General features: G+C 51.1%; 9 protein-coding genes. 5 read left to right on the forward strand and 4 right to left on the reverse strand.

Annotated features, from left to right (window positions below; genetic code table 11):
- Positions 1-37 precede the first annotated feature (37 nt).
- Both ACJJIB_RS09790 and putA read right to left on the reverse strand, forming a co-directional pair.
- Positions 38-391, reverse strand: a complete 354-nt coding sequence (locus ACJJIB_RS09790; protein ID WP_444888726.1) for a hypothetical protein — start codon at positions 389-391, stop codon at positions 38-40.
- Positions 392-767: 376 nt separating this feature from the next.
- Positions 768-3914, reverse strand: coding sequence for a bifunctional proline dehydrogenase/L-glutamate gamma-semialdehyde dehydrogenase PutA (gene putA, locus ACJJIB_RS09795; protein ID WP_444888727.1), 3147 nt, complete (start codon positions 3912-3914; stop codon positions 768-770).
- 141 nt (positions 3915-4055) lie between these two features.
- On the opposite strand from putA, the gene ACJJIB_RS09800 reads away from it, so the two are divergent.
- The 4 genes from ACJJIB_RS09800 (at position 4056) to ACJJIB_RS09815 (ending at position 9612) form a co-directional block, all read left to right on the forward strand.
- Positions 4056-4565, forward strand: a complete 510-nt coding sequence (locus ACJJIB_RS09800; RefSeq protein ID WP_252085528.1) for an Lrp/AsnC ligand binding domain-containing protein — start codon at positions 4056-4058, stop codon at positions 4563-4565.
- A gap of 303 nt (positions 4566-4868) precedes the next feature.
- Positions 4869-6023 carry an acyl-CoA dehydrogenase family protein gene (locus ACJJIB_RS09805; RefSeq protein ID WP_252085529.1) on the forward strand — a complete coding sequence of 385 codons (1155 nt, stop codon included), beginning with the start codon at positions 4869-4871 and terminating at the stop codon, positions 6021-6023.
- Between the two features lie 281 nt (positions 6024-6304).
- On the forward strand, positions 6305-8317 hold the full coding sequence (locus ACJJIB_RS09810; protein ID WP_444888728.1) for an alkyl/aryl-sulfatase: 2013 nt from the start codon (positions 6305-6307) through the stop codon (positions 8315-8317).
- A gap of 71 nt (positions 8318-8388) precedes the next feature.
- The gene (locus tag ACJJIB_RS09815; RefSeq protein WP_444888729.1) at positions 8389-9612 is read left to right on the forward strand and encodes a phytanoyl-CoA dioxygenase family protein; all 1224 of its coding nucleotides are present in this window, start codon (positions 8389-8391) and stop codon (positions 9610-9612) included.
- Positions 9613-9714: 102 nt separating this feature from the next.
- On the opposite strand, the gene ACJJIB_RS09820 is transcribed toward ACJJIB_RS09815, so the two are convergent.
- Positions 9715-11244 carry a flavin-containing monooxygenase gene (locus tag ACJJIB_RS09820; protein WP_444888925.1) on the reverse strand — a complete coding sequence of 510 codons (1530 nt, stop codon included), beginning with the start codon at positions 11242-11244 and terminating at the stop codon, positions 9715-9717.
- Positions 11245-11355: 111 nt separating this feature from the next.
- Between ACJJIB_RS09820 and ACJJIB_RS09825 the strand changes: the two genes are divergently transcribed.
- Entirely contained in the window at positions 11356-12372 is a 1017-nt protein-coding gene (locus ACJJIB_RS09825; protein WP_444888730.1) for an AraC family transcriptional regulator, read from the forward strand.
- On the opposite strand, the gene ACJJIB_RS09830 is transcribed toward ACJJIB_RS09825, so the two are convergent.
- The gene (locus ACJJIB_RS09830; RefSeq protein ID WP_444885283.1) at positions 12366-13937 is read right to left on the reverse strand and encodes a DUF1254 domain-containing protein; all 1572 of its coding nucleotides are present in this window, start codon (positions 13935-13937) and stop codon (positions 12366-12368) included. The two genes, ACJJIB_RS09825 and ACJJIB_RS09830, sit on opposite strands and share 7 nt — an antisense overlap.
- Between the last annotated feature and the right edge of the window lie 200 nt (positions 13938-14137).

Genomic DNA, 14137 nt, shown 5'->3' on the forward strand with positions numbered 1-14137 from the left:
TACTTGACAAAGGACCATAGTCACTTGTTATGAGTTTCTACCTTGGGCCCATAGGCTTGATAGTCTGAGGTCTGGAAACTACTTTCTTTGGAGCAATAGAACTTTTAGAGCATTTTGGGCAACGAAAATCTTCTATATTTTCTTTGTAACCTGCTGACAACATTATTTGAGGAGGAAATGTACACTTGCAGAGGTTATATCCCAAAGCTTGAGCAATCTGAGCTTCTGCCAATTTCGATGCTTTTTCAGCTTCGTTAAGCCCCTTATCAATTAGATCTTTATCTTTCGAATTAGGCAGAGCATCTTTAGTTTTTTTGGCAAGTCCAATGGCATCTGAGAGTAATGACAAACCAACCTTTACACTCTCCATTGCGCCGTTAACTTCATCCATAAATTCACCTTTTTGATTCATAACAGTGTATTCAAAAGCAGCTGTATTATATCCCCATTCATATATCCCAACACCATAAGCTACCGGCCTAGCGAAAAAAACCAGAAAATTCAGTCTTTAAGACATAATTAGTACGAACGTCAAAATGTGGATATAAGAAGCTGCATAGTTACCTTGTTATTTCGTGGCTTTTGATTTTAGGATAATCGAGCGAACAGCGCCGTAGCTACATTGTTTTAAGCATTATTGCCATTTAACAGTGACATTTGTGGGTTTGGCTAAATAGGGTGGGCTGTGAGGTGGGGAGGGGGTGGTAGGTGATTGTGATTTTGAAGTAAAAAGAGCGGGCTTTGCCCGCTCTCTCAGCTCTGAAGGCTTACTGCCCCAAGCTAAACAGTTGCGTATTACCACCAGTGGCAACGGTATTGATGGTTTTGGTTTTCTCGGTGGCAAAGCGGAACAGGTAGTGGGGGCCGCCGGCTTTGAAGCCGGTGCCGGAGAGGCCTTGGCCGCCGAAGGGGTTTACACCTACCACTGCGCCTACCATATCGCGGTTTACGTAGCAGTTGCCCACGTTCACACGCTTGAATACCGCGTCGGCGCGGCCTTCGATGCGGGAGTGCAGGCCGAAAGTGAGGCCGTAGCCGGTGGCGTTGATACGGCGGATCACGTCTTCCAGTTCTTCGGCTTTAAAGCGCACTACGTGCAGGAAGGGGCCGAAGACTTCGCGCTTGAGCAGGGAGAAATCTTCAATTTCTACCACTTGCGGGCCGAAGAAGGTGCCTGTTTTGGGCTTCTTGTTTTTATCGAAGGCGAATAGCGGTTTGGCTTCTTTGGCCATACGCTCGCGATGAGCTTCCAGCAAGCCCAGGGCTTTTTCGTCGATTACTGGGCCGATATCGGTTTCCAGTTTACTGGGGTCGCCAAGGGTCAATTCTTCACAAGCGCCTTTGAGCATATTGAGCAGGTTATCTGCAATCACGTCCTGCACACACAGAATACGCAGGGCGGAGCAGCGTTGGCCGGCACTCAGGAAGGCGGATTGAATTACATCGTCTACTACTTGCTCGGGCAGGGCAGTGGAGTCTACGACCATGACATTCTGGCCGCCGGTTTCGGCGATCAGCGGCACGATCGGGCCCTCTTTAGCGGCCAACTGTTGGTTGATCAGGCGCGCAGTTTCGGTGGAGCCGGTAAAGGCTACGCCGCCCAGGCGCGGATCTTCGATCAGCAGTTTACCCACGGCGGCGCCGGTACCGGTAATCAGGTGCAGTACCTTGGGGGGAACGCCGGCGTCGAGCATGATACGCACGGCGTGCGCGGCGATGATTGGGGTTTGCTCGGCGGGCTTGGCCAGTACGGCATTACCGGCGGCGAGGGCGGCAACCACTTGGCCGGTAAAGATGGCCAGGGGGAAGTTCCAGGGGCTAATGGCCACAAATACGCCGCGGCCGCCAAGGAACAGTTGGTTCTTTTCACCGGTAGGGCCGGGCAGCTCGGTGGGCTCAGCAAAGTGTTGGCGCGCGGCATTGGCGTAATAGCGGCAGAAGTCTACCGCTTCGCGCACTTCACTAATGCCGTCGTTGAGAGTTCGGCCCGCTTCCAGGCAGATAATGGCTGCCAGTTCGTTGGTTTTCTTCTCATAGAAGTCGGCGATACGATCGAGAATCTCAGCGCGGCTGTTGCCACCCTGTCGGTCCCAGTCGATCTGCGCTTCGGTGGCGGAGGCGTAGGCTAGCTCAATTAAATGTTTGTCGGTATTGGCGGTATGGCCGATTACTTCGCCGCTGGCTGGGTTGTAAACCGGCTCTTCAGACTTGCCCATTACGCCATCAACAATAGGGCCACCGAGGAAGTGCTTGCCCTGTTGTTTTTGTACCTCTTCCAGCAGGGGTTCTACTGCGAGTGGGTCGGTCAGTTCGATGCCGTGTGAATTTTTCCGTGGCAGGGCCTCTGCGCCCATATAAATATTCTCCGGTACAGGAATTTGCGGGTGGCGGAGTGGGTTGCAGGCTTCGCTTAAATCGAGGGTATCCTGCACCAGTGCTTCAATGGGTGTGTCTTCATCCATAAAGCGGTTCACAAAGGAGCTGTTGGCGCCGTTCTCCAACAGGCGACGCACCAGGTAGGGCAGCAGGTCGCGGTGGGCACCCACGGGGGCGTAAACCCGCACGGGTACACGCTTGCCGTGTACGGCTTCGATCTGTGCGTAGAGCAGGTGACCCATGCCGTGCAGGCGTTGGAATTCAAAATTGGTGCGCTCGCCGGCCATTTCCAAAATCAGGCCCACGGTATAGGCGTTGTGGGTGGCGAACTGCGGGTAAATCGCTTCTTCCGCGTCCAGCAGTTTTTTTGCACACACTTGGTAGGACAAGTCGGTGTGGCATTTGCGCGTGTACACCGGGTAATCGCTCAAGCCCATTTGTTGGGCGTGCTTGATTTCGCTATCCCAGTAAGCGCCTTTAACCAGGCGCACCATCAGCTTGCGGCCGGTGTCGCGGCCCAGGGCGATCAACCAGTCGGCCACATGGGGGGCACGCTTCTGGTAGGCCTGCAAAACAAAGCCGAGGCCCTGCCAATCTTTCAGTTCCGGGTCGCGGGCCAGAGCTTCAAAAATATCCAGGGAAATATCCAGGCGCTCGGCCTCTTCCGCATCGATATTCAGGCCCATATCGTATTTGGCGGCGGCCACACACAGGCGCTTTACCTGCGGCAGCAGTTCGCCCATTACACGCTCGCGCTGCAATACGCTGTAGCGGGGGTGCAGGGCGGAGAGTTTGATAGAGATGCCGTTGGCCTCGACAACATCGCGCTTACTATTGTCTTTGCCGATAGCTTCGATGGCCATCATATAGGCGTCGTAATAGCGCTGGGCGTCGGCCATGGTGCGCGCACCTTCGCCGAGCATATCGAAGGAGAAGCGGGTGCCGGGCAGGTTTTCCTTGGGGCCGCGCTTCAGGGCTTCTTCGATGGTGCGGCCCAATACATATTGGCCGCCCATAATTTTCATGGCCTGCATCATAGAAGTGCGCACCATGGGTTCGCCGATGCGGCTGATCAGGCGCTTCATCCAATGAGAGGGGCGCTCGGTGATATCCGGGTCCAGCTCGACCACGCTGCCGGTGAGCATCAGCCCCCAGGTAGATGCGTTCACGAACAGAGAATCTGACTGGCCACGATGGCTGGACCAGTTGCCGGAATGCACTTTCTCGGCAATCAGTTTGTCGGCAGTATCAGCATCGGGAACCCTGAGGAGGGATTCCGCTAAGCACATCAGTGCCACGCCTTCTTTATTGGAAAGGCCGAACTGCTGCAGGAAGGCATCAAGTGTGCCGCGCTTGCTGCGCTGCTGGCGCGAGTGGCGCACCAGCTCGCGCGAGGTGTTCAGAATTTTCTTGCGCAGGGCGTCACTGGGGCGGGGGGCGGCCAGGAGCTCGCTAACACATTGGTTTTCGTCGGCGTGCAAATACTCGTGTGCCCGCTCTCGGGCATTCTGGAGATCTCCGGCGAAGTTTGTCGACATATCGTCTCCCAAGCTCTATATCTAGGGTCAGAATAAAAGACCGGATTATGTGCGAAAGTGCTTAGAATTAATCGCCATTTTGGCGACGGTTGTGGTTAAATATCACGCCTAAATGCGTGATTGCCAGTAGGGTATTTTGTAATGTCTCGACAGTTGGAAGATCTGGATCGTATCGATCGCCAAATACTGCGGATTCTTCAACGGCACGGCCGCCTGCCAAACGTAGAGTTGGCGCGCCGTGTGAACCTCAGTCCCACCCCCTGCCTGGAGCGGGTCAAGCGCCTCGAGCGAGAGGGCTTTATCCGTGATTATGTGGCGTTGCTGGACCCTCTCAAGGTTCATGCCGGCTTGGTGGTATACATCCAGGTGACGTTGAATAACACCGCTACCGAGGCCCTGGAGGCCTTTAACCAGCATGTGGCAGGCCTTGAGGAAGTGCAGGAATGTCATATGGTGGCCGGCGGCTTTGATTATCTTGTGAAGATTCGCATTAAGGATATGCTGGGTTACCGCCGTTTTCTCGGTGAGAAGCTGGCCTCGGTACCGGGTGTACGGGAAACCCACACCTATGTGGTGATGGAGGAAGTAAAAACAGATACTGCTGTGGCGGTACCTGATCCAGAGCCTAAAGGTAAAACTACCAGGCGCTAGGCCTGCGTTTGAACGGTCAAGGATGGCCGAAACGCTCACCACTTGGCAGATAATAAACAAACAAGGTTGCCGAGACGGTGGGGGAGAGAGCACTCTTAGGTATCTTTCCGGGATAAGCTCGAACAGGGCTACACACCTAAACACTTCCCAGCACCGCAAACCTTTCTATTGATTGCAGATTTCCCAGGGGAAAATGGCGAATTGGCAACCAATGTCTGCCAGGATTTTATTATCCTCAACATTATGAGTGAGCGGTGCCCTGTGCCGCCCATCCAACCGCGATAACGATAAAGTAGGTACTGTATGGATTTTTCACTGAGCGAAGAGCAGCAGATGATTCAGGATGCGGCGCGTCAGTTTGCCGAGAGCGAACTGAAGCCCATCGCCGCAGAGCTCGATAAAACCGGTAACCGCGAGTTGATGCTGGCCAAGCTGAAAGCCTTGGCTGAACTGGGTTTTATGGGGATCAATATCGATCCCAACTACGGTGGCACCGGTGCCGGCACCATAGCTTTCAGCCTGGCGATTACCGAGCTCGCCCGCGGCTGCAGTTCCACGGCTACGACCACTTCTGTTACCAATATGGTGGCCGAGGTCATCCAGGCCGTCGGCAATGAAGAGCAGCGACAAAAGTATTTACCCAAGATTTGCAGCGGTGAATATGCCGCGGGTTCTTTTTGCCTGACAGAGCCGGGGTCAGGTTCCGATGCCGCAGCCATGCGCACCCGCGCCGTGAAAGACGGTGACGAATATGTGCTCAGTGGCAGCAAACTGTTTATCAGCAGTGCTGAGTTCGCTGGCATTTTTGTAGTTTGGGCAGTAACCGATCCCGAGGCGGCCAAAGGCAAAGGCATTAGTTGCTTCCTGGTGGAGGCTGGCACACCGGGTCTGATTATCGGTAAGGCCGAGGAGAAGATGGGGCAGAAGGCATCTGTCACCAATGAAGTCTCCTTCGACAATTGCAGAATCCCCGCCGCCAATCTGTTGGGTGCAGAGAACCGCGGTTTCCGCATTGCCGCCGGCGAGTTGGCCGGTGGGCGCATTGGTATCGGCTCACTAGCGCTGGGCATCGGTCTTGAGGCATTGGACTGCGCTCGCAGTTATATGCACGAGCGCGAGCAATTCGGCAAGAAGTTGGCGCAATTCCAGGGTTTGCAGTGGCAACTGGCTGATAAATATACCGAGTTGGAAGGTGCTCGTTTGCTGTTGTTACAAGCCGCATGGCAAAAAGATGCCGGTCAGGCATTCGGCCCTGCGGCCTCTATGGGCAAGCTGTTTGCCAGTGAAAAAGCCAATGAAGCCTGCTACCTGGCCCTACAAATTCACGGTGGGGTGGGTTATACCCGCGAGTATCCGCTGGAGCGTATGAGCCGCGATGTACGCATTACCACTATTTACGAGGGAACCAGCGAAATACAACGCCTGATTATCGCCCGGCATCTACTCGATGTGCGTTGATGGATTTATGTAGCCAGTGACTTGTGGCCCTGGGGAGGTGGACTATTTCCGACTTGCCCAGTGCCCCTGGAGCCGCACCTTATAGTGTCCCAGCCAGGACACCCTGGCTGGCCCCGCTCTTCATAGCGGGGCTAGTGACTAACGACCTTCCTCTGCCAGCCTATAATCCTTCCTATTCTCTACAGAAGAGCCTCTTCTTCCACTTTGCTCTCAACCATTATTTTTTACTAATCGGCAGATCCACTACAGGGTTTGGCGCAATTTAATATCGGGTGAGAAAAATGAAAAAAAACCGAGGTGCTATTGCTAGAAATGGCGCTCTGATCTTATTTTTTTTGTTATTCATTCCCAGTTTACTGTTGGCGTACGAGCCAAAGCCTGCCAGCGTAATTACAAAAAAAGCAAATCAGGCGGTACTGAAAGAGTTGCCCTTTGCCAATCGAGAGGATTTTGCCAATGTAAAAAGGGGATTTATTGCCCCACTTTTGAATGACGGTATTATCAAAAATGAAAAAGGTGATCAGGTATGGAACCTGCAGGTCTTCCAATTCGCCAATGACCAACAAGCCCCTGCCACAGCTAACCCCAGTCTCTGGCGCCAGCTTCAGTTAATCTCTCAGGGCGGTCTCTATGAAGTGATACCGCGAATTTACCAGGTGCGCAGTGCGGACCTCTCCAATATCACTTTTATTGAGGGGGATACTGGGGTCATTGTTATGGACCCCTTAATCTCTACGGAAACCGCAAAAGCCGGGTTGGATTTATATCGTGAGCATCGGGGGCATAAACCGATAGTGGCAGTAATTTATACTCACAGCCATGTCGATCATTACGGCGGTGTGCGTGGGGTTGTTAATGAAGAGGAAGTAAAATCTGGCAGGGTGAAAGTGATCGCACCCAAAGATTTTTTAATTGAGGCGGTCAGTGAAAATGTGTTTGCCGGTAATCATATGGCGCGCCGTGCCAGTTTTATGTATGGCAACCTTATACCCAAAGGCCCAATGGGTACTCTGGGATCGGGCTTGGGGCTGGAAACGTCCACAGGTACGGTCACTCTGATTGAGCCTACCGATACGATCAGTAAAACTGGTGAAACAAGAAAAATTGATGGCCTCACGTTTGAGTTTTTGATGGCACCGGGCTCCGAGGCCCCAGCAGAAATGCACTTTTATATTCCCGAATTAAAGGCGCTTACTGCTGCGGAGAATGCCACTCACACACTGCACAACCTTTACACCCTGCGCGGCGCCAAGGTGCGCAATGCCCGAGCCTGGTCCCGCTATCTCAATGAGACACTTCAGCGTTGGGGGGGGCAGGCGGAAGTCCTCTTTGCTCCACACCACTGGCCCACCTGGGGGCCGGAGAAGGTCGTCAACCATTTGAAAAAGCAGCGCGACCTGTATAAGTACCTCAATGACCAGACCCTGCGATTGGCCAATCATGGCTATAACATGGTCCAGACTGCCGAGTTAATGCAGCTACCCCCAGAGCTTTCCCAATACTGGGCCAATCGTGGATATTATGGCAGTGTCAATCACGATACCCGAGCGGTCTGGAATTATTACCTTGGGTTCTTCGATGGAAATCCAGCGCGGCTCTATCCAATGCCACCCACGGCGGCGGGAAAAAAATACGTTCAATATATGGGGGGGGCGGCCAATCTCATAAAGCAAGCCAAGAAAGATTATGAGGCTGGAGAATACCGTTGGGTGGCGGAGGTGCTGGACAAGCTGGTTTCCGCTGAACCCAACAACCGTGCTGCCCGTGACCTGCTGGCGAATGCGCTGGAACAGATGGGTTACCAACAAGAGAATGGTACCTGGAGGAACTTTTTTTTAAGTGGTGCCAGGGAATTGCGTGATGGTATAGAGCGATTGCCAGTGCCATTAACTGCCAGTGCCGATACCATCCGCAGTATGCCTACGGTGCTTATTTTTGATTATCTGGGAATTCGATTAAATGGGCCCAAGGCCACCGGGAAGCAGATTGCTATTAATATTAGTTTGCCGGACATACAAGAAGCATACTCTCTTGTGCTTGAGAATGCTGTGCTCAACTACGGCCCCCCAATAGAAAAGCCCCAAAGCTTCGTTACTATTAATCGCAATGATCTCAACGATATTATCCTGGGCGCATCCTCTATACAGGAAAAACTGAATGAAGGTGCGGTGAAAATTGATGGGGATGTGGGGCAATTAAAGGTATTGCTTTCCCTTATGGATAAATTTGATTTTTGGTGGAATCTGGTTACTCCAGAACCAATGAATATAAATACTCCAGCGGAACAGCCTTAACCATTTTTCTCTGGCTAATATTAGAAATTATGGGGTTTCATTTTCGTTGGTAACTATAAGTCGGAATGCTTATGAAAAAGGGCACTTTGGCGGAAATGCTTAAAGGATTTGGCTCTATAGAGGAGGTTGCTGGTGGGTTTGAAATAACAAGTCTGCAATCCCTGCGGGTATGGGCGATGGTGGCACTGGTAATGCTTCATAAAGTATTTGTTCTGCCATGGCAAGGGAAAAAGAAAAAACGATTGCTTGATGATCTGGATTCACTTAAAAACCTGACTGTAACTATTTCTCGAGATAAGCTGGATAGGCCAAAGGAGGGGGGCTGCTTTCTCAATGAAAAAGATTTAGACTTTTTTGAGAAGAATGGTTATCTGCCTCCGTTTCAGGTTATTTCTAAAAGTGAGGCAGAGCAACTTAGGGGTGAACTACTGGACGAGTTTTCATGTGATTTTCATGGGAAAAATTACATGAGCGAAAAAGTTAAAGACATTGCTGAAAGGCACGGTCAGTGGTCGATAGAGGTGGCCGGGCTTTATCAGGCATTGAGAATAAAGTCACTAAGAGCACTATTTCGCAGGCCGCAAATAACAGAGCGCCTAGCTAGCTTGTTGGGTGATGAAGTTATGTGTTGGCGGAGCCAAATGTTTCATAAGTTCCCTGGTGCAAGGGGGACGATATGGCATCAAAATGCTACTTTCCGAGAGACAGGGAAGTATGCCAAGTTACAGCCAAGCCAGAAGATGGACCCAGCTGTTATCCAGTTGAACGCCTGGGTGGCGCTTACAGACTGCACGGAGAAAAATGGTTGTTTGCGTATATTGCCAGGGTCAATGGGCGACGCTCGGATGGATTATCTCTATAGTTATGTTCAGGACAATCAAATCTTTTACTTGTCATTGCTGCCATTTTCTATTTCTCATTTATATGCGTTGCTCAAGATAGCACTCTATGGAACTATTTTTGTTAAGAGCACTCTACTTTTTCGTACAGCAGTTGAGCTGTTAGGTGAGGACTACTTTGATAAGTTTAAAGTTGTCGACCTCCATATGAAGGCTGGTGAATGCCTGATTTTTTCCTCCTTGAATATGCACGCTTCATACCCAAACACCAGTAATGATGATTCACGGTTTTCTGTTGTGGCTCGCTGTACACCAAATCATGTTAGGGTGGCTCCATCAGGAGTTGATGTGTATTCAACGGCAGAAGGGTTAGTTGAATACAAGCTTCCAGACGTACCCAATTTTCAAGTATATGGGACAGATAGTTATGGCTACAATAAAGTAATGGACGACTAAGTTTTCATTCTTGAATTTTGTATAAACCTTCGTTTATTAGCTTCACTAAAAACCTTGCTACTCCACATAATACTGGGGCATCGCTTAACGATCCTCTCTTGTTTAATGGGTGGCCATATCTTCTGTTATGCCAGTGTTAGCTGTTTCTTTTTCTAAGTTTGCGGAAGCCTTTTTTGATTGAAAGGTAAGATAAGCATCCTTAATAGGCTCCTGTAGTAAAATTTTGTAATCTTGTTCGTAATTATTCAGAAGGCGCCACGGATATTTATTACCCTGGCGGGGAAGTGCATGATTTCCTCTTCTGACATAACCGGAACTCAGGCTACTCATCACAGAGTTGTTTTCAGCGCAGGCCTCGTTATCTTCCGCCAAACAAATCTCATACTGATGTTCATCCATATAATTGATTAAACGGCAGATGTAGCGGGCAGAGATATCTGCTTTTAGGGTCCAGGGGGCATTAGTATACCCAAACACCCAAGACATATTGGGGACACCTTCCAAGAGCACAGCTTTATAAGTGAGCTTCTCACTGATGGGTACTTTCTTGCCATCAATACTCAGCTGCATGCCTCCGAGCACTTGGATATTTAATCCGGTAGCTGTAATAATGATATCCGCCTCGATCTGTTGCCCTGATTCCAACTCGATACCCTGTTTGTCAATGGCCTTTATCTCCCCGGTTTCTACTGAGGCTTTGTCTGATTTTATTGCTGCAAAGAAATCATCATCGGGCACTGCGCAAATACGTTGATCCCAGGGGCTGTAGCTCGGTGTGAAGTGACGCATATCAAAGTCGTTGGGTAGGCTTTTGCGAACCCCCCGCAGGAACAGTTTGCGCATAAAATGTGGCCAGCGTTTAGAAGCCTTAAAGAGCCAGCGTTGTATTTTTATATTTCGCCAGCGCGCAAAATTAAACACCCAGGATTTTGGTAGAAACTTTAGTAACAGTGCCGAGAGTTTATCGAACGCGGGTACGGAAATAACATAACTAGGAGAGCGCTGTAACATGGTGACATGCTTGGCTTGATCAGCCAGGGCGGGTACCAGGGTAATAGCGGTGGCACCACTGCCAATCACAACAATTTTTTTGTTTTGGTAATCCAGTTCTTCCGGCCAGTGCTGGGGGTGGATGTAGTCACCCTGAAACTGTTCGGCACCAGGAATTTTTGGGAGATATCCCTGGGAGTGATCGTAATACCCGGTACATGAGATTAAAAACTTGCAGCTGTAGTAACAGGGTTTGCCGCTCTGAGTATTGCTTCCCTGCAGAATCCATAGTTCTTTTTGGCTATCCCAGTTGGCGCTGAGGAGGTCGACATTAAAGTGAATATCTCTACTAACTGCATACTCGTCTGCAGTATCAATGAGGTATTGGCGGATAGAGGGTCCATCAGCCAGTACTTTCAGTCCCGGCCATGGGCGGAAGTCAAAGCCAAAGGTGAACATATCTGAATCCGAACGAATACCTGGGTAGCGGAATAAATCCCAGGTGCCTCCGATTTGAGAGCGACGCTCTAGGATGGCAATTTTCTTGGAGGGGCATTCGCGGCGCAGGTGGCAGGCGGCTCCGATACCGGAAAGCCCGGCTCCAATAATTAGCACATCAAAGTGAAGTGGTTGCAAAATCATCATCCTTCTTGTGTCTTTAGACGCAATAGACTGCGTAGATGTGGAGCCTTTTTATTGCTACATTGCGACAAAAAATTATCTTGAGGCGTCAGCTGGCGCCCTGGAGGAGCAATGGGTAGTTTGATACGAGCCAGTGTGCTTACGGGGTATAGCGAACTGGCATCGGAGCTTGGAGGAGATGCCCGCACATTTCTTACGGAATTTAGTCTTCCTGAGGATATTGTCATATCGGATAGCCGCTTGCTGTCACACTTGGATGTAGCGCGCTTGCTGGAGCTAACCGCCGAGCGGTTACAGTGCGCTGACTTTGCCCTTCGTCTGGCAGTAAGACAGGGGGTCGATCGATTGGGGGGGATTGCGGTGATAGCCTGCAACTCCACTTCGGCCAGAGAGGCGATTCTGGCGGTGGCTAGGTTTATGTCATTACACAGCCCCGCTATTCACTTGCGGATTGAATCGGTCCCTGGTGGTACTTTTGAGCGCCTGGTATTCGATCAACTCGATCCGGCTTTATCGTGCTTTCACCAGATCCATGAGCAAACCTTGGGGAATGCGCTGGTGATGTTGCAAATGCTGATGGGCGCGAATGTGGCACCGCAGCGAGTTCTGTTGCCACATGCCGCTCTGACCGATCCCGCCGATTACTTTGAATACTTTTCCTGCCCGGTGGAATTCCTTTCCGGTTACTGCGCCATGGAGTACCCGGCACAGCAGCTGGATACTCCGCTCGCTTGTGCCGATCCAGTTACCAAACGGTTGGCCATCAATTATTTAGAGCAGCAGTCAGTTTCTGCCGATGCCTCTTTGAGTACACAGGTTAGGGAATTGATGCGGCAATTGCTGCCTACTGGCCAGTATCAGGTGGGGGTGGTCGCGGCCCACTTAAGCCTACACCCACGTACTCTGCAGAGACGTCTGGCAGGTGAGGGTTTGCGCTTTGATGCCTTGTTGGACCTGGTGCGCAGGGAGATGGCTGCGGAGTACTTGGCAAATACCGAGCTGGCTCTGGGACAGATTACCGGGCTGCTGGGATATGCGGAGCAGAGCACTTTTCAGCGCGCTTGTCGGCGGTGGTTTTCGGATACGCCGCGTAACTACCGTCGCCGGCTGGCCCCTGCCGATCAATAGTCTGTGGGCTCAACCTCTCCTGGGCGCCAGGTCTTCTCCAGCCAGGGCCCCAGGGGGCCATAGAGTCGCAATATCACAAAAAACCCCTTGCCCGGCACTGTCTCCAGCCAGTTGTGTTCGAAGCCCTTGGGGGCTTGGGGACCAAAGTAGATATCGTAAGAGCCGTCGGAATTTTGTTTGATCCCTTTGCTCTGGCTGCTTACCGAGGGGAATTTCTGGCTTGTCTTGAGCTGTGAGCGGGTCTGGCTGTCGTAGATATTAACGGCCCAGAAAGCGTTGACAGGCACCTCCGGCGGTAAGTGCAGTTTGTACTTCTTGGCGCCATCGAAGGGCTCCTTATTTTCATCGACAAAGGCGATGGCGTAATCAGAGCCCTTGCCGGGCTCAAGAGCAATCATTGCCGGACTTACCCCAGTGTAGGGGTAGAAATAGCTGACCCGTGCATCGCTATTGATGGTTTTGCCATCGGGGCCATTAAAGAAAATATTCTTGCCGGGAAATGCCATTACCCAGGCGCTGTCGGTGCCGGGGTAGATCTTGATATCGGCAAGGGATTTGTCGGTGCGGGGATACCAGACGATAGAGCGGGCGATGCCATTGCCGATGGCAACAGCATCGGTAAGGATCTTGGTCATGCGTTCATCGGGGCTAAACGCTTTGCCTTTTTCGATACCAATAGAGGCAAACAGGCCGCGGGTTTCCGGGTTCAGCATGCCAATCCATTCGTACTGAATGACTTCATTGAGGTGTTTATAAAATTTGTAGTTGTTGGGATGAATGGTATTGAAGGCCTTGCCCGAAGCGCTAATGAACACCATCGGCGGGGGGGTTCCCTTTCTGGAGAGGGGGTAAATCCTGAGGTGGTCTTTGACACTTTGGGCGGCGGCTTCCAATGGCTGTTCCCCAGGTGAGCGCATAAATACCCATACTCGAAAAGAGCGAGGGTAGACGGGAAAATACCCAAAGGGCAGATTGCCTTTGTAGTCTGGCGGAAGAACCAGATATTTACCGCCGCGCCCTTTATCTGGCCCGGAGCGACCAATGTCCTCCACATAGCGGAACCAGGCATCATTAAATGCTCCCGAAACCCCTGGTGGTGAATGCAGCACAGTGGGGCCATCGCGCTTGAGATCCAGAAAGGCGAGGGTGTAAATCGTCGATGTGTTTCCGGTTAGAAATAGAGATTCAGAATTCATCAGCCGATCAAAGATTAAAACCTCATTGGCGGCTTTAGCTCCCAGCTCACGAGCGCCTTTCATTAATCCGTGCACCGAGGCCCCTTGAATGCCTTTTAAGAAGCTATCTACTGCACGCATATGATCCAGGTAGTCGTAGAGTTTCTCTGCCGTATCGGGATAAGGGGCGCCATCGCGAAACTTGAGCAGCCCAATGCTGCTTTCTACTTTATCTGGTGTACTGATGGATTCTACAGACTCCCTACTCACATCAGCGCTTAGGTTAGGATGCAATAGCGCAGTGAGGATTAATGGAGTGAGAAAAATCATCCGCGAGGTTATGTTGGATTTTTGCGGCTGGTGGGTGAGCGGCAATGGCCAACTGTTCAATCTCAATTCCTCTTTGATTTTCTATGACAGCTCATAAGACTGATGCAGTAAAAACTCGGGCTGCAAATCACATAAATCATCTTTATCGTTTACAACTTCTGTAGCGAGATGCATTGACCGGAATGCGGTTCAAAAAACTATCGACGCAAGCACATCCTGGGAAACATTTAGTGACTGATGGTTCAGGTTTTTGCGTCGGC

The organism is Microbulbifer mixtoriginis (SeqCode), assembly GCF_052467705.1.